General features: G+C 62.8%; 17 protein-coding genes. 8 read left to right on the top strand and 9 right to left on the bottom strand.

Features of this window, described 5'->3' with window-relative positions:
• Positions 1-56 precede the first annotated feature (56 nt).
• The 3 genes from AC3FOF_RS03470 to AC3FOF_RS03460 all read right to left on the bottom strand — a co-directional run bounded on the left by AC3FOF_RS03470 (position 57) and on the right by AC3FOF_RS03460 (position 2,218).
• The gene (locus tag AC3FOF_RS03470) at positions 57-1,016 is read right to left on the bottom strand and encodes a LysR family transcriptional regulator (protein ID WP_017227241.1); all 960 of its coding nucleotides are present in this window, start codon (positions 1,014-1,016) and stop codon (positions 57-59) included.
• A gap of 110 nt (positions 1,017-1,126) precedes the next feature.
• A complete protein-coding gene (locus tag AC3FOF_RS03465) occupies positions 1,127-1,798 on the bottom strand; it encodes a DUF1028 domain-containing protein (RefSeq protein ID WP_488725776.1) in 672 nt (223 codons plus the stop codon).
• Between the two features lie 6 nt (positions 1,799-1,804).
• Complete coding sequence (locus tag AC3FOF_RS03460) at positions 1,805-2,218, bottom strand: RidA family protein (protein WP_017227239.1); 414 nt, start codon at positions 2,216-2,218, stop codon at positions 1,805-1,807.
• Positions 2,219-2,844: 626 nt separating this feature from the next.
• On the opposite strand from AC3FOF_RS03460, the gene AC3FOF_RS03455 reads away from it, so the two are divergent.
• The 3 genes from AC3FOF_RS03455 to AC3FOF_RS03445 all read left to right on the top strand — a co-directional run bounded on the left by AC3FOF_RS03455 (position 2,845) and on the right by AC3FOF_RS03445 (position 5,635).
• A complete protein-coding gene (locus tag AC3FOF_RS03455; RefSeq protein ID WP_488725775.1) occupies positions 2,845-3,870 on the top strand; it encodes an ABC transporter substrate-binding protein in 1,026 nt (341 codons plus the stop codon).
• A 93-nt stretch (positions 3,871-3,963) separates the two neighbouring features.
• Positions 3,964-4,812, top strand: a complete 849-nt coding sequence (locus AC3FOF_RS03450; protein ID WP_276264136.1) for an ABC transporter permease — start codon at positions 3,964-3,966, stop codon at positions 4,810-4,812.
• 1 nt (position 4,813) lies between these two features.
• Entirely contained in the window at positions 4,814-5,635 is an 822-nt protein-coding gene (locus AC3FOF_RS03445; RefSeq protein ID WP_276264137.1) for an ABC transporter permease, read from the top strand.
• A gap of 25 nt (positions 5,636-5,660) precedes the next feature.
• Here AC3FOF_RS03445 and AC3FOF_RS03440 read toward each other — a convergent pair whose 3' ends face one another.
• Entirely contained in the window at positions 5,661-5,918 is a 258-nt protein-coding gene (locus AC3FOF_RS03440; protein ID WP_488725774.1) for a hypothetical protein, read from the bottom strand.
• On the bottom strand, positions 5,908-6,966 hold the full coding sequence (locus tag AC3FOF_RS03435) for a DMT family transporter (protein ID WP_017227234.1): 1,059 nt from the start codon (positions 6,964-6,966) through the stop codon (positions 5,908-5,910). The genes AC3FOF_RS03440 and AC3FOF_RS03435 overlap by 11 nt, the downstream gene beginning before the upstream one ends.
• Positions 6,967-7,201: 235 nt before the next feature.
• On the opposite strand from AC3FOF_RS03435, the gene AC3FOF_RS03430 reads away from it, so the two are divergent.
• On the top strand, positions 7,202-7,480 hold the full coding sequence (locus AC3FOF_RS03430) for a metal/formaldehyde-sensitive transcriptional repressor (RefSeq protein WP_017227233.1): 279 nt from the start codon (positions 7,202-7,204) through the stop codon (positions 7,478-7,480).
• Positions 7,481-7,487: 7 nt separating this feature from the next.
• Entirely contained in the window at positions 7,488-8,765 is a 1,278-nt protein-coding gene (gene dmeF, locus AC3FOF_RS03425) for a CDF family Co(II)/Ni(II) efflux transporter DmeF (RefSeq protein ID WP_488725912.1), read from the top strand.
• Between the two features lie 32 nt (positions 8,766-8,797).
• Here dmeF and AC3FOF_RS03420 read toward each other — a convergent pair whose 3' ends face one another.
• Positions 8,798-9,700: a LysR family transcriptional regulator gene (locus tag AC3FOF_RS03420; protein WP_488725773.1), complete on the bottom strand. Its 903-nt coding sequence runs from the start codon at positions 9,698-9,700 to the stop codon at positions 8,798-8,800.
• Positions 9,701-9,849: 149 nt separating this feature from the next.
• Between AC3FOF_RS03420 and AC3FOF_RS03415 the strand changes: the two genes are divergently transcribed.
• Both AC3FOF_RS03415 and AC3FOF_RS03410 read left to right on the top strand, forming a co-directional pair.
• A complete protein-coding gene (locus AC3FOF_RS03415; RefSeq protein ID WP_488725911.1) occupies positions 9,850-10,539 on the top strand; it encodes a CoA transferase subunit A in 690 nt (229 codons plus the stop codon).
• Positions 10,536-11,171 carry a 3-oxoacid CoA-transferase subunit B gene (locus tag AC3FOF_RS03410; RefSeq protein WP_488725772.1) on the top strand — a complete coding sequence of 212 codons (636 nt, stop codon included), beginning with the start codon at positions 10,536-10,538 and terminating at the stop codon, positions 11,169-11,171. Before AC3FOF_RS03415 ends, AC3FOF_RS03410 begins: the two co-directional genes overlap by 4 nt.
• Positions 11,172-11,185: 14 nt before the next feature.
• On the opposite strand, the gene AC3FOF_RS03405 is transcribed toward AC3FOF_RS03410, so the two are convergent.
• Complete coding sequence (locus AC3FOF_RS03405; RefSeq protein ID WP_017227228.1) at positions 11,186-12,079, bottom strand: alpha/beta hydrolase; 894 nt, start codon at positions 12,077-12,079, stop codon at positions 11,186-11,188.
• Positions 12,080-12,933: 854 nt separating this feature from the next.
• Here AC3FOF_RS03405 and AC3FOF_RS03400 point away from each other — a divergent pair.
• Positions 12,934-13,137: a hypothetical protein gene (locus AC3FOF_RS03400; RefSeq protein ID WP_488725771.1), complete on the top strand. Its 204-nt coding sequence runs from the start codon at positions 12,934-12,936 to the stop codon at positions 13,135-13,137.
• Positions 13,138-13,373: 236 nt separating this feature from the next.
• On the opposite strand, the gene boxA is transcribed toward AC3FOF_RS03400, so the two are convergent.
• The gene (gene boxA, locus AC3FOF_RS03395) at positions 13,374-14,651 is read right to left on the bottom strand and encodes a benzoyl-CoA 2,3-epoxidase subunit BoxA (protein ID WP_488725770.1); all 1,278 of its coding nucleotides are present in this window, start codon (positions 14,649-14,651) and stop codon (positions 13,374-13,376) included.
• Between the two features lie 120 nt (positions 14,652-14,771).
• Positions 14,772-16,199, bottom strand: a complete 1,428-nt coding sequence (boxB, locus tag AC3FOF_RS03390; RefSeq protein ID WP_276264072.1) for a benzoyl-CoA 2,3-epoxidase subunit BoxB — start codon at positions 16,197-16,199, stop codon at positions 14,772-14,774.
• Positions 16,200-16,265: the final 66 nt, after the last annotated feature.

Here is a 16,265-nt window from a genome sequence, read left to right as displayed (position 1 = left end):
TGGGGCGTTGCCGGATACGGCATGACCGGTGAAGTTGGCGCTTCAGGACGCCGGTTTCAGGGCGCTGCTATATGGGGATCGAAGTAGCTTGGAGCGCTCATTCCCGGGATGTATTGGTCGGAGATATAAGCGCGGCAGCGTTCCATGAAGACTCTCGTCAATCTTGACTGTTTCATCGGCTTGTAAGTCGCCAGGCCGAGCAGCATGGGCCGATGGGTACCGGCAAGGCGGACCCGCACCATGCGTTTTCCATCGAGCGACTGATTGGATTTGGGGCGCACATTGAAGAGCGCGTAGCCAATTCCGTTGGCGACCATGGACCGGACTACTTCCGTGGACTGCGAACGCGCCGCGATGTTCGGCGTCACGCCGGCCTTTTCAAACAGGGAGGCGAAATAGTCCCGGCTCATCGGCATATCGAGCAGGACGTAGGGTTCGGGCGCCAGCTCTTCGAAGGAGACGACTCTCTGCTGCGCCAGCGGATGGACCTCGCTCACCAGGACATAGGGCGGCATCGTCGCCAGGCTCTCGAACTGGATGTCATCGCCAAGGTTCAGGTCGTAGGTGATCGCCAAGTCGATCTCGAGCCCATGGAGCTTGTTCATCAAGACCTCCTGATCGCCTTCGACCATCTGCAGCTCGATTTTGCTGAAGGCGCGCGAAAAGCCGAAGATGACCTCGGGCGCAATCATGGCCGTGAGCGATTGGAAGCTTCCAACCCGCAAGGTGCCCTGGATGACGTCGCTCGAATCGGAGGCGATTTCATAGAGTCGGGACGACCGTCCGAGCATATCTTCGCAGTGACGCAGGACCAGCCTGCCGATGGTGGTCAGGCCAATGCCCTTGGAAGGATGGCGCACGAACAGCTGCACGCCCAGTTCGGCCTCGATATGGGCGATGGCTGCGGAGATCGAGGGAGAGGAGATATGGATTTGCGTCGACGCAGCGGCGATGCTGCCATGCTTCGCCGTCGCGACGAAATACTCCATCTGGCGCAGGGAAATGCGATTGAGCATGTCGAGATCAAGGAAAGGTGAACGGTCCAGTGTACTGGAGAAGGTTTGCCCTTTCGAGCGCCGGCCGCCTGACCGGCGCGGTCACGCTGTCATTCGATGCGTCGGCCAGATCACAGGTTTCCCGGAACGCCGAAGCTGGGCGCCGCACGGGGATCGAGCGCCCGCTTGACATAGTCCTTCAGCTGCGGCGCGTAAACCTGCCAGGCGGCATAGAGGGTCTCGACCGGATCGTTTTCCACCCAGTCCAGGCGCAGATCCACGACAGGCCAGTTCTGCGCATCGTAAACCAACAGGCCTGCCGAGTGCACCGGACCTTCCTCGCCGCCGGCGGATTGGCCGGCGAGCATGGCCTGCATCAGCCGTTCCGCCAGCGCGCCTTCGGTCCGCTCGAAGGCCGACAGCATGGCCTGGGGCACGTCACGCGTCGCCAGCATGTTGCCCGCGCATGCGGCATGGGTGCCGACCACGCTTGCCAGGGTGCCCAGCGCCTTGGCACCCGTGAAAACCACCGGCGGGTTGTGCGCGTCGATGGCCATGAGCTGGCGATACTCGATATGGGGGCGCTTCCGCAGCTCGGCGAGGGCGCGTTCCGGCGTCAGGCCGCTGGCCATCAGGTCCAGGGCGAGGGGACCCAGATCCGGGTCGGTAATATTCTGGCTCGCGGCTGCGCCGACCCCTTTGCGGCCGCGGATGCAGCGCGAGGCAACCGCCGGTGACGAGGACGCCACGGCGGCGCCGAACTGGCCGGTGGCGGGGCACCGCGCGATGATGGAAAAGGTCATGGCAGCTCAGTCGGGGATGACAGCGGTGGCGTCGATCTCGACCAGCCACTCGGGGCGGGCCAGAGCGGATACGACGATGCCGGTCGAAACCGGGAAGACACCCTTCAGCCAGCGGCCCACGACGCGATAGACCGCCTCGCGGTAGCGCGGGTCGATGATGTAGATCGTGATCTTGCAGATGTCCTCGAGCTCGCCGCCGGCTTCCTTGAGCAGCATCGCGATGTTGGCCATGGCCTGCTCCGCCTGTCCGGCGACGTCCCCGATGCACACGCTCTCCGAGGTGTCGAGGTTCTGGCCGATCTGTCCTCGCAGAAAAACGGTACTGCCTCGCGCGACAACGGCTTGGCAAAGGTCGTTGTCCAGATTCTGTTCAGGGTAGGTAACCTTCGTGTTGAAGGTGCGGATGCGGGTATGCTTCATGGTCGATTCAGGTCGATTCAGCAGGTGGCGGGAGGCTTGGGGGCGATGCACCCCGAGTGCATGGTCATGCGCAGCGGCTGGCGGCGCCATTTGTATTTTCCGGCTGGCCGTTTAGGAATTTCCGAATACCACCGAACCTCAGACGGCCGCTAACCTGTCCCAGACGGCGGAACAATCCACAACCCCATCGGGAAATGTGAGGCACCCCTACGAAAAAGCCGACTTGGCCGCATGGTACGACTTTCACATCATAGGCTCCGTAATTCGAAGTCATTGCGTCAAAGTCGTTGCGTCAGAGCAATGGCGTCGGCGTCGTTGCATCGAATGACGGCGTTGAATTGTTGCGGCGGTGGCGTTATTTTTGCGTCGCACAAGCGTCGCACCAACGTGGCGCATGAAAAGGCGCTATCAACATGATTCATGTGTCGTTGCATGGCCTTGCCGTACTACGTGTACTGTCGGCGGCCACGCGTGCGCCTGCGCTGATCACGCATGCCTCGCTCTGCCCTGGCCAGCAACGCTTCTGCATTGTGATTGCGTTTCTCAGTGGCACGTTCCAGCGTATTTCCAGTTCTATCAGATGTTTATCTTTTCGAGATGTCTATCTTTTCGATTGGGGGTAGTAAATGACGATTCGCAAGCTTTTGACACTTTGCGCGCTCTCCGCCGCGCTTGGCAGTACGGCGGCATGGGCCCAGGAAGCCTTGGTGGTGAGCACCTGGGGCGGCAGTTTCCGCGACCTCATCGATGAAAGCATCGGCAAGGAATTCACGCGGCAAACCGGCGTGCCGGTCAAGTACATCACCGGCGGCACCATCGACCGCCTGAACAAGGCGAAGCTTGCCTCCAAGCCCGAGAGCGACGTTACCTTCACGACTTCCCACGTTGGCTGGCTCTACGTCAACGGCAATCTCTTTGAAAAGCTGGATACGAGCAAGATTCCGAATTACAGGCATCTTGTCGATCGCGCCAGGATCAGCCCGTATCACATCGGCAGCTGGGCCTATGTCTATACCATCGGTTATCGCGCCGACATGGTGCCGCCCGGCATCAAGTTCGAGAGCTGGAACGACCTGTGGAGCCCGGCCCTGAAAGGCAAGATTGGCGTGCCTGACTTCGATCCGAGCCATGTGGTCGCGGTTTCGGCCATGCTGTCGGGCGGCGATGCGAAAAGCTGGGAAAAAGGCCAGGACAAGCTCAAGGCGCTCAAGCCCAACCTCAAGGCGTTCTATACCAATGACGCCAATGCGCAGCAGTTGATCGCCACCGGCGAAACGCCCGTGCAGGTCATCCTGTCGATCAACGCCTATCACATGATCAGCCAGGGTGTGCCCATCCAGTTGGTCACGCCGAAGGAAGGCGCAGTGCTCGGCATCGACACCATGGCCATCACGAAGGGCTCCACCAAGGCCGATCTGGCTTACAAGTTCATGAACATCGCCTTGTCCCCGGACGTCCAGTCGAAGATCGTGGCCTTGAAGAAGGCGAGCCCCGTCATCGACGACGCCAGGGTTTCGCCTGAAGACGCCAAGCTGCCCGGCGTGTTCACGACGAAGGAGCAGTGGGAAAAGGCCATCCTCGTGGACCACAAGCTGCGCGCCGAGAAGACTGCGGAATGGCGGAAGTGGTTCACTGAAAACGTCATGAACTGAACCCGATAGCAAGGGTATGGAAGGAGGGTCGCCGCGGCCATGCACCGCGCCGATCCTCCCTCGCCGATTGAGCATCTGGAATAAGGCTTAAGAATGCGCCCCGATCCACGAGCCTGGCTGGTCTCCCCAGCAGTACTTGTCGCGCTGTGCATCGCAGTATCGTTGATTGCGGTCCTGCAGTTCAGCTTCCGGGCGTATGTGCCCGGCTCCCTGGATGTCGGCGGATTCACGTTCGCCAACTTCAGCGGCTTGACCAAGTCGATCTATCTCGACGCGTTCTCCAACACCTTGTGGCTGAGCGTGGAGACGACCGTGTTTTCGCTGCTTGTTGCGTACCCGCTGGCCTATGCCCTGGTGCGCGTCAGGAGCCGGGCGCTCAAGTCCTTCATCCTCGTGGTGTCCATCACGCCCCTGTTTCTGGGGGAAATCGTCCGGACCTACTCCTGGATCGCCGTCCTGGGCAGCAATGGCTTCATCAATGGCACGCTGCGAAAGCTCGGCCTGATCGACTGGCCACTGGAACTCATGTTCACGCACCTGGGCGTGCTGGTCGCGCTGGTGCACGTGACGATTCCCGTCGTGGTCCTGATGCTTGCCACGGCAATTTCGCATATCGACCGGGACTACGAAAAAGCCGCCCAGAGCCTAGGTGCCGGCCCGGTCAGGACCTTCCTCACGGTCACGCTTCCGCTTTCGATGCCAGGCATTCTGGCTGGCATCACAACGGCGTTCGCCTGGACCTTCAGCGCCTTTGCGACGCCTCAGATGATTGGCGGAGGCCGCGTGCCGACGGTTTCGACGCTGGTGTACCAGCTTGGCTTCGCTTCCATGAACTTCCCGCTGGCGGCCAGCCTGAGTGTCATGGGCTTGCTGCTGACGGCCGCAGCGCTCTTTTCCCTGGGGCTGTTCACCAAGCGACTGAAAGCCATTGGAGGGCACTGAAATGAGAATCAAAAGCGCTTTGCCTTTGCCGCTGCGTGTCGCGGGCCCCCTGCTCGTCGCCATCCTGCTTGCATTCGTGCTGCTGCCGGTCGTGGTGGTGACGATCGCCGCCTTCAACGAAAAGGCGATCATCACGTTCCCGCCTGAATCCTATTCGCTGACATGGTTTGCACGCGTCTTCAGTTATCCGGATTTTCGGGATGGATTCCGCGCCAGCCTCGTCATCACCGGATGGTCCTCGTTCATTGCGCTGGTGATCGGGACCTGCCTGTCGATTGCCGTCAAACGGCTGGAATTCCCCGGCAAGCAGACGCTGCTGGCCATCGTGCATTCTCCGCTCGTGGTGCCGCACTTCACGCTGGGGCTGGGCCTGCTCATCCTGGTGTCACAGGCCTCCATAGACCGCTCATATGGCGTCGTCATCCTGTGTCATGTGATGCTGGTGCTGCCGTTCGTGCTGAAGAGCGTCTATGTTTCCATGGAAAACCTGGACGCAAGGCTGGAACAGGCGGCAGCAAGCCTCGGTGCGTCGCCGCTGAAGGTGCTTTTCACGATTACGATTCCGCTGCTCGCGCCGGGGCTGTTTGGCGGCTGGTTGTTTGCGGCGATCATGTCGTTCAGTGAATTCACCGCATCGCTTTTCGTCACAACGCAAGACACGCAGACACTGCCCGTTTCCATGTACAACTATGTCCGGGAGTTTGCCGATCCGACGCTGGCCGCACTGTCAGTCGTCTATATTGCCGTGACGGCTAGCGTGCTTGCCTTTGCGAACTATTTTCTGGGCTTGGGGAAAATCCTCAATATCGAGGAAGGGCATTGACCGGCGTGCGTTGCCGAAAGCCGTGCTAGCGGTATGGACCGCTAGCACGGCAGATGCCATCCCATGCGCAGCGAGATGAGCCGGGATTCCCCTGCGCCTCTGCCCGCTGCATCTTGGCGGCGTCCTGCCATTTGCCGTCATCCATCACCGGCCTGAAGAAGCGGATTCGTGCGTTGCCCATCAGGGAACAGTTGAAGGCATAGGGCGAGGCGCCCGAGGCATCGCTGCCGGAGAGGTAGCCGGCAAGCAATGCCCGGACAAACAGGCTGCCGCTAGTGGCCATGCCGATGGTGAATGTCCGGATAATGCGGGTGCCTGTGCTTCATCGCCGCATGAACGTGAGGATGTACATGCGGCTCCTTCCCATCCCAGGCGAATGCATGCGCATGCTGGTGATGTTCGTCATGCCGATGGGCGTGCGTATGCATCATCGGCTCATGGGTGTGCTCGTGCTCGTGCCGCTCGCGAAGGTGCAACCACACGCCAATCGCCATCAAGCCGCCGGCGAGCCAGAACAGAAGATCGGGCACCTGGGGCCAGAGCGCGAAGGAAAGGATGACGCCAAAAAGCGGTGCGACCGAAAAATATGCCCCGGTTCTCGCCGTGCCGAGGTGGCGCAGCGCTACGACAAAGAGCGCCAGACTCACACCATAGCCCGCAAAACCAACCACCATGGCAGAGGCCAGGGGCAGGGCCTCGGGCAGCCTGGCACCTGCCGCCAGCGCAACCGCCGTGTTGCAGGCGCCGGCGAACAAGCCCTTTATGCAGGCAATCAAGACCGCGTCGTTGGAAGAGACCTTCCGCGTCAGGTTGTTGTCGATGGCCCAGCAGGCGCAGGCAGCAACAACCAGGAGTGCGCCCGGAGATAACGTCGCGCCCTCGGCTTGCCATGAAAGCAGAACGCCGCCGGCGACGATGGCGAACATCCCCAGCACAATCTGCCGGTCCGCATTCTCCCGGAACACAATCCAGGCGATCAGTGCCGTGAAAACCCCCTCCACATTCAACAGCAATGATGCCGACGCCGCACCGGTGGTGGTAAGGCCGGCCATCAGGAGCGCTGGTCCCGCCACGCCCCCCGCCAGGATGGCGCCCAATAGCCACGGGATTTCGGCGCGAGGGATGGCGGGGCCCCCGGCCGCGTGGTCGCGTCGCGGCCAGGCCAGACGCCGCAGCAATAGCAGCGCGCCCAGGCCAAGCCCGCTGCCAAGGTAGAGCAGGCCTGCAAGCAGCAACGGCGGCACGGATCCGGTGAGGAACTTGGCTAGCGGCGTGCTGGCGCCAAAGAGTATCGCGGCGGCGAGTGCCGGGGCAGCGGTGCGGACAGACATGTTTGAAGGACGGGTGAGGTCAACGGCTACTGAATGATCGGGGCAACTGTCGCGCAACGGGCAACCGGCGGCCTCGTCGCGCTTCAAAAAGCGCCTTTTGAAGCGCCTCATAAGAAAGCGCCGCTTGTCTTGCCTTTCCACTTTCCAGGAAAACAAGACCCGGTGGCAGGCAAGGTCATAGTAACTCGTATCGCAAATAAACTATACTCCCCCTCACTATATTCGAGGTGGTACCGTGAGTCACACGATCCGCGAGAAACAGAAGCTGCTGAACCGGGTGCGTCGCATACGGGGCCAGATCGATGCCATCGAACGCGCGCTCGAGGAAGAGCAAGGCTGCGCAGATGTGCTGCAGCAGATTACGAGCTGCCGCGGGGCCATGAACGGTCTGTTGGCGGTGGTACTGGAAGACCACATCCGCACGCACCTTGTCGAGGCCGGGCCTGCTCATGGCGAGCCTGACGGCGACGCCAGGGAGCAACTCATCGAGGTCGTGCACAGCTACTTTAAGTGAGCCAGCAATGAGCAATTTCTACGACGCCCCGTTCGAGGCGGGTCATGACCATGTGTTCCTGGGCGCGGGGCACGAGAAAAACGAACGCAAGACCTGGGCCGTGATTGTCCTCTGCAGCCTCATGATGGTTGCCGAAATCGTCGGTGGCAGCCTCTTCGGTTCACTGGCCCTGGTTGCGGATGGGCTGCATATGTCGACGCATGCCGGCGCCATGCTGATTGCTGCGCTCGCCTACACCTATGCGCGCCGCCACGCCAAAGACCCGCGCTTCGTCTTTGGCACAGGCAAGCTGGGCGACCTCGCCGGGTTCACCAGCGCCATCGTCCTGGCCATGATTGCCTTGCTGATCGCCTATGAGGCTGTGGTCCGCTTCTTCTCTCCCGTGCCGATTCATTTCAACGAAGCCATTCCCATCGCCGTCGTCGGCCTGCTGGTGAATATCGCGAGTGCCTGGCTGTTGAGCGGCGGGGACCATCACGGACACAGCCACGGCCACGGCCATGGACACGCGCACGGTGCCGGGCACGACCACGATGAGGAAGTACTGCGTATTTCCACGCCGGAGGGTGTCTTCGCCCTATCCATCTTCGAAGATGGCGTGCCGCCGGTGTTTCGCCTCACGGCAGAGACGGAGAACCTGGCCCTGCCGGTCAACGCGGTGACCGTGACCACGATCCGGCCGGACGGTAGCCGCCAGGAATTTGCGCTGCTTCGCAACGCAGATTTCCTGGAGTCCACCACCGAGATTCCCGAGCCGCATGCATTTACCGCGGTGGTCGGCCTTGCCGGTGGCGAGCATGTCGTGGAATTCAAAGAGCACGAGCATGGTCACCAGGAAGGACACGGCGCACATCACCGCGACCACAATATGCGGGCCGCCTACATCCATGTCGTCGCCGATGCCGCCGTCTCCGTCCTGGCCATCGTCGGCCTGCTGCTGGCCAAGACGTTCGGCTGGCTCTGGATGGACCCGTTGGCCGGTGTCGTGGGCGCGCTGGTGATTGCCAACTGGTCGTATGGCCTCATCCGCGACACGGGCGGCATCCTGGTCGATATCAACCCGGACCGGCGCATGGCAAGCCGGATGAAGGCGTTGCTCGAAGCCGATGGCGACAAGCTGGTCGACCTGCACGTCTGGCGCATCGGTCCAGGCCACCTGAGCGCCGTGGTGTCGGTAGCCACGGACAAGCCGCTACGTGGACCGCAGTTCTACCATTCGCAGTTGCGGAAGTTCGACAGCCTGTCGCATATCACCGTGGAGGTCCACACTTCACGGGCTGCGTGATTCGACCAATCCCGCCGGCCGATGCGCCCAGGCTAAGCATGATCCCGAGCGGCCCGGCACCGTTCCACCATCCGCAACACCGAAGGCGACCGCTCGTTCTTCCGATGGATCACGGCAAGGTGCGAAACCACATCGTTGCGCGCGAGCGGCTTGAATACCACATCGGGCGGCGCGAACGCGCGCATCGAGGCCGGGATCAACGCCACGCCGAAGCCCGCCGCCACCATGCCGATGATGGTGGACATCTGCCGCGACAAGGCCTCCACGCGCGGCTGGAAGCCGGCATTGCCGCAGATGGCGAGCGTGATGGCATAGAAACCGGTGCCGTGTTCGGTATGCGTGCAGATAAAGGTTTCGTCGCGCAGCAGGGCCACGTCGATACGCGTGCGATGCGCCAGCGCGTGCGTGGCGTGCATTGCGATCACGACCGGTTCGATGGCGATATCGAATAGAGCCAACCCTTCCGGCAAGGACCGCAGCGGCGGCCGGATAAAGCCGATATCCAGTTCCCCGCACGCCACGGCATCGAGTTGCAGCGGCATATCGGACTCCCGGACAGCGAGCCGGACCGCCGGGTATGCCTGGCGAAAGCGATAGATCAGACCCGGCAGCAAACCCGAGAGCGCCGCGGACGCGACATATCCGATGGAGACGCTGCCGGCATCGCCCCGGCTCGCGCTGGCGGTCGCCAGTTCGGCGTGCTGCACCTGCCGCAGGATCCCCGCCGCCTCGTCATATAGAACGGTGCCCACCTCGGTCAGTGCCAGACGGCGTTTGCTGCGCGAGAGCAAGGGCGCACCCGCCTCCTGCTCTATCCACCGGAACTGCTGGCTGAGCGCGGGCTGCGAGATGCCAAGGCGTTCCGCTGCGCGCCCAAAGTGCAGTTCCTCGGCCAGCGCCATGAAATATCGGTAATGCCGGAGTTCCAGGTTCATCGGATGGCCTGTCGGATCCTTGATAAATAAGCGTAGCTTATCAACAATTAATCCCTGGATACTTGAACCTATCGACCTGGCCGATGCATGATGCGTGGCTTGGCGGCGGCAACGCCGCAGCACGGATCGGGAGCAAGTCGGGCATGGCATTGACAAACAAAGAAGTAGCCGGTTGCAGCGAGGCGATTGCCGGCCTGCATGACGGGGCGATCCTGATGGTGGGCGGCTTCGGCAGCGCGGGGCTGCCGCGCGGCTTGATCGGCGCGGTGCTGGCGCATGGCGCGCGCGATCTCACGGTGATCTCCAACAACGCCGGCTATGACGGCGAAGGCGTGGCCAGCCTGATCGAAGCCGGGCGCGTGCGCAAGCTGGTCTGCTCGTATCCGCTGACAGCCGGCGCCACGGCCTTCCGCGATGCCTACCGGCGCGGCGAAGTCGAGCTGGAGCTGGTGGCGCAGGGCACCCTGGTGGAGCGCATCCGCTGCGCCGGCGCGGGGCTGGGCGGTTTCTATTGCCCCATCACTGCCGGCACGGTCCTCGCCGAGGGCAAGGACACGCGGGAGATCAATGGCGTGCAGCACGTGCTGGAATTGCCACTGCACGCGGATTTCGCGCTGATCCGCGGCAGGCATGCCGACCGCCTTGGCAATCTCGACTATCACCTGGCCGGACGCAACTTCAATCCGGTCATGGCCACGGCGGCGCGCATGGTGGTAGCGGAGGTCGATGCCATGGTCGAGGCCGGGGCCATGCACCCCGAGCATATCGTGACGCCCGGCATCTTTGTCCACCGGGTCGTCCGCGCGGTTGCAGCCGACCGGGCGGGGAGCGCCAAATGAAACGATGGAACCGGGAACAGATCGCCCGGCGCGCGGCGCAGGACATCCGGCCAGGCGCTTACGTCAATCTCGGCATCGGCCTGCCGACCCAGGTGGGCGACATGATCCCGCCCGAGCGCGAGGTCTTCCTGCACAGCGAGAACGGCATCCTCCATCTCGGACCGCGTCCGCCGGCCGGGCAGGAGAATCCCGAACTGATCAATGCCAGCAAGCAGCCGGTGACGCTGCGCCCCGGCGCGGCGATCTTCGATTCCGCGCTGAGCTTCGCGATGATGCGCGGCGGCCATCTGGACCTGGCCATCCTGGGCGCCTACGAAGTGGCGGAGAACGGCGACCTCGCCAACTGGAGCCGGGGCGACCCGGCTACGCCGCCCGCGGTGGGCGGCGCCATGGAACTCGCTTTCGGCGCCCGCGAGGTGTGGGTGCTGATGGAGCACACCACGCGCGACGGCCGCCCGCGCCTGCTGCACCGCTGCTGCCTGCCGCTGACCGCGCGCGGCGTGGTCCGCCGCATCTATACCGACCTGGCGGTGATGAGCGTGACGCCGGACGGCTTGCGGGTGGAGGCCATGGCCGAGGGCCTGACGCTGGCCGGCTTGCAGGCCCTGACCGGGGCGCGCCTGGTGAGCTGAGGCGCCCGTGGGTGTCAGCGGCTGGACACCACCCGCTCGATCCACGCGCACAGGACGGCCATCACCTCCGCGCGATTGGTTTCGTTCAGCGTTTCGTGGCGTGCCCCGCCGAACACGTGGGACGTGACGTCCGTCTGGCCCGCCGCGCGGTAGCGCGCGCACAGCGGCTCGAACCAGGCCAGCCGATTGTTGACCGGATCGTGGTCGCCGGTGAACAGGTAGATGGGCAGCGCCGGGCGGATGCGCGTGAGCGTCTCCGGCTGGGCCAGCCGCGCGCATTCGGTGAAGATCGAGACGCGCGACTCCGGCATGACCGTGAACCCGCACAGCGGATCGGCGATATACGCATCGACCTGCGCCGGGTCGCGGCTGAGCCAGTCGAATGGCGTGCGGCTGTCGGGCAGCGTCGCGTTCAGGTCTTCGAGCTTGAAGCCCGCCTGCGCGGCCGCAGCGAGCAAATCCACCGCCGTCGTGCCCGACAGCGACACCCCGGCCAGCAAGCCGCTATGTTCGACCAGATAGCACTGGGCCGCGAACGATCCCATGCTGTGGCCGAACAGGATCAGCGGCAAGCCGTCATGCTGCTCCAGCACGTACCGGCTCAGCACGGCCATATCGTCCACCAGCGCGGCAAAGCCGCGCGGCCCGAAATCGCCCAGCGTGCCGCTGGCCGCGGCATCCGCGCCGTGTCCGCGGTGCTCGTTGGCGTAGACCACGTAGCCGGCGGCAACCAGTACCTCGGCCAGCGCGCGATAGCGTAGCGAGTGCTCGCCCATGCCATGGGCGATCTGCACCACGGCGCGGGGCGGGGCGCCGCCTTGCCAGCGGTGCGCCTCTATCCGGTGGCCATCCTGCGTGTCGAGATGGAAATGCGTTTCTTTAGCTTGGCTGGTTTGACTGGTTTGCATGCCATGGCCTCTGGTTTGAGCCGGACGGGTCGGGAGTGACCTGGCCGGCCTGGCCATGGTACGAAACAATATGCGCGGCGGCTATCCGGGTTGCTCCGCACCGGCAGCGCAGCGTGCCTGCGCCGTTTGCTGCGAGTGCGTGGCTGCTCAGGAGCAAAAGGGGTCCCGCACCGTCCATCGACGCTTATCCGGGCCGCTTTGGCACTGCCTCGGAGAACTGCAGCGTGGTGGGCCGGCATGGGCTTTCTCTCACAAGCATGGATTGCGCGCCATGCATTTGTACGCCGGATTATTTTTAATTTTTTGTTGTTATTGATTTATTGTTTCATGGCCTAAAATCTGAGTAGTGACGGGCTCTTTTGGCGCATTAATGTATTTTGTTTTCAGTAGTATATTTTGTCTTTTTTAGGACCTGATGATGGTCTGCAGGGCCTAAAGGCGGAGTGGCGGCGGGCTCTTGGGCACATGGAGGTGTCACTTTTCTTTACTCGTAAAGAAAAGTAACCAAAAGAAAGCGACCCCTTGCAGGGGGGCTGGCTTATCGGGATTGGTGACGTTGCGGATTCGTGGTGGGCGCGGCAGTCCTGCATGACTGCTGGCGCTACCGGCGCGAATGGCATTGCCAATGCGGATGCCACTGGTTTCAGTATAGCGCCCCTGATGGCACTGGCCCGTGGTGACTCACGCATCTGCCGTTACCGGCGCGAATGGCCACTGCCTCCCGATCCTTGCTGGTTTCGTCGTGGACGCGGTGGCCCCGGCTTGAGGCGAATACCCAAAATCTGGGGCCACCGCGCCCACGACGAAACCAGTGCCGTTCGTGTTCGAGTGGCCATATAAACTGGTAACGGCAGATGCCTGAATGGGCAAGCGAGATCGTCATTCAGGGGTCATACAATGAAAACACCGTCATTCGCAATGACAATGCCGTTCGCGCCGGTAGCGCCAGCAGTTTATTAGAACCGCCGCGCCCACCACGAATCCGCAAACCCACCAAGCCCGACACGCCAGCCTCCTGCAAGGATCGCTTTCTTTTGGTTACTTTTCTTTACGAGTAAAGAAAAGTGACACCTCCATGTGCCCAAGAGCCTGACACCACTCCGCCTTTAGGCCCTGCAGACCATCATCAGGTCCCTACAAAATCTCGAAATAACAAAAGCAACCACATCGCTTCATTATAAAAAAACCATTAAACCCGAACGCTTGAATGAAGTGACAGCCGTTATCATTGCCGATGGCTTTGGCGCATCCCGTCACCCCAGCCCCAGCCCCATGCCTCTACTCTTCCGGGCAGTCAGTAAGTCTCCAAATGCAACCGCCCATCCTTCTTGAGCGCTGCCCCCAGCGTCTCCCAGGACAAGCCAGCCTGTTGCGCCACGTCGCGCAAGGCCAGCACCACGCCCTCTTCCATGCTTTTCAGCCCGCAGACATAGAAGTAGGTGCTCGGGTCGGCAAGCAAGGGCGCCAGGTCAGCGGCGCGATCGCGCATCACGTCCTGCACGTAGCGCTTGGGCTGGCCGGGCGTACGCGAGAAAGCAAAGTGGATGTCGATGAAATCCTTGGGCAGGTTTTGCAGCGGCCCAAAGTAGGGCAGTTCCTCCTTGGTGCGCGCGCCGAAGAAGAGTATCAGCTTGCCGCCTTCGAACTTGCCGGACTTGCGCTGCCGGCGGCGCCACTCGGTCATGGCACGCATCGGCGCGCTGCCCGTGCCGGTGCAGATCATGACGATGTTGGAGCGCGGATGGTTGGGCATCAGGAAGCTCGCGCCGAAGGGCCCGATCACTTCTACCTTGTCCCCCACCTGCAGGTCGCACATATAGTTCGACGCCACACCGCGCACCGGATTGCCCTGATGGTCTTCCAGCACGCGCTTGATGGTGAGCGAGATATTGTTGTAGCCGGGGCGTTCGCCGTTACGCGCGCTGGCCAGCGAATACTGGCGCGCGTGGTGCGGGCGGCCGGCGGCATCCACCCCGGGCGGCACGATGCCGATGGACTGGCCCTCCAGCACCGGGAAGGGCGACGCGCCGAAGTCCAGCACGATGTGGTGGGTATCGTAGTCGCGGCCAACCTCGGTAACGCGCACATTGCCGGTCACCGTGGCGGTGATCGTCTTGCCGGCGCCCTTGGCACCATACAGGTTGGTATAGGCATGCGCTGCGGACCACGGCGGCACGGTGGCGCCATACTGCGCGCTGTTGAATGCCGCTTCGCCGCTGACGGCGCCGGGCAGGGAAACCACGGCTTCGGGCATGGGCTCGGCGCCCACCGCCACGCCTTGCTCCGCAAGCTGCTCCGGCGACAGCTCGGCCGGCAGTTCGTCCCAGCCGAGTTGCTCGGCGGTGCTGTAGGCCTTGGGGCGTGGCACGGTGCGCCAGTTGTCGATCGATCCGGTCGGGCAAGGCGAGATGCAGGCCATGCAGGCATTGCACTTGTCCGCATCGACCACGTAGTTGCGCGAATCGTGGGTGATGGCTGCGACCGGGCAGGTTGCCTCGCAGGTATTGCAGCGGATGCAGATCTCGGGGTCGATCAGGTGCTGCCTGATGACCTGGATGTCGGACAAGTCCATGGCGATCTCCGGGGGTGAAGCGACCCCTGTGACCGGGGCCTTCGGGCGCGGGGCCTGCGGGCCCCGCGCCTGTCTCTGTCTATCTCTTGCGTGTGTCTTCCGCGTGCTTTCGCATGCCGCTCAGTTGAAGCGCACGTATTCGAAATCCACCGGCTGGCGGTTGATGCCCATCACCGGCGGCGCGATCCAGTTGGCGAACTTGCCGGGCTCGACCACGCGGCCCATCAGGCTGGCCACAAAGGCGCGGTCGCTTTCGCTCGGCAGCCACTGGTCCACGTTCGCCTTCCATTCCGCCTCGGAAACCACGCGGCCGTCCGGGGAAACCTTCACCCCCGACAGTGCGCCGATATTGCGGTGGAATGCCTTGTGCGGCACCTTCAGGCGAACCGGAATGCCGGCCTTCTCGATGACCTTGTTCCAGCGCTCCACGCCGGAAACGCTATCCTTGATGTAGTCGTCGCGCAATACTTCGTTGAGCGCGTTGAGCATGGGCACTTCCTTCTCGGTGAGATGCCCGCCGGACGCCTGCAGGACCTTGTACGTCTGGCCCTTGAGCACGTGGTCGTCGGTGCGCTTGCCCTCCTCGTAGCGGCCCTTGAGGCCGGTGCTGTAGAAGGTGGCCGCATTGCTCGACTCGTCCGCGCCGAACAGGTCGATGGTGACGCTGTAGTGGAAGTTCAGGTAACGCTGGATGGTCGGCAGGTCGATCACGCCGGCAGCGCGCAGCCTGGCGGGATCGTCGGTCTTCAGTTCGTTCATGACCTGGCAGGTGCGCTGGATCACGCGCGACACGCCGCTCTCGCCGACGAACATGTGGTGCGCTTCCTCGGTCAGCATGAACTTGGTGGTGCGGGCCAGCGGATCGAACGAGCTTTCCGCCAGCGCGCATAGCTGGAACTTTCCGTCGCGGTCGGTGAAGTAGGTGAACATGAAGAACGACAGCCAGTCCGGGGTCTCTTCGTTGAACGCCTGCAGGATGCGCGGGTTGTCCTGCTGCCCGCTGCGGCGCTCCAGCAGCGCTTCGCCTTCCTCGCGGCCGTCGCGGCCGAAATACTTGTGCAGCAGGTAGACCATGGCCCACAGATGGCGCCCTTCTTCCACGTTGACCTGGAACAGGTTGCGCAGGTCGTACATGCTCGGCGCGGTCAGGCCGAGGTGGCGCTGCTGCTCCACCGAGGCCGGCTCGGTATCGCCCTGGGTCACGATGATGCGGCGCAGGTTGGCGCGGTATTCACCAGGGATATCCTGCCAGGCATCCTCGCCCTTGTGGTCGCCGAAATGGATCTTGCGGTTGGCTTCCGCGGGGTTCAGGAAAATGCCCCAGCGGTAGTCCGGCATCTTCACATGGCCGAAGTGCGCCCAGCCCTGCGGGTCGACGCTGATGGCGGTGCGCAGATAGATGTCGAAATTCTGCGAGCCGTCCGGGCCCATGTCGTTCCACCAGCTCAGGTAGTTGGGCTGCCATTGCTCGAGCGCGCGCTGCAGGGTGCGGTCTTCGCTGAGGTTGACGTTGTTGGGGATCTTGTCGCTGTAGTTGATGCCGGACATCATGGTCTCCGTATCTGGCTATGCATTGGCATTGGTGGAGAGAGTGCGGTTTCGGTTGCGGCGCTC

The sequence above is a fragment of the Cupriavidus sp. 96C5-1 genome, assembly GCF_057798855.1.
Note: the sequence above shows the minus strand (reverse complement) of the source record. Positions and strands in the feature narration are given on the sequence as shown.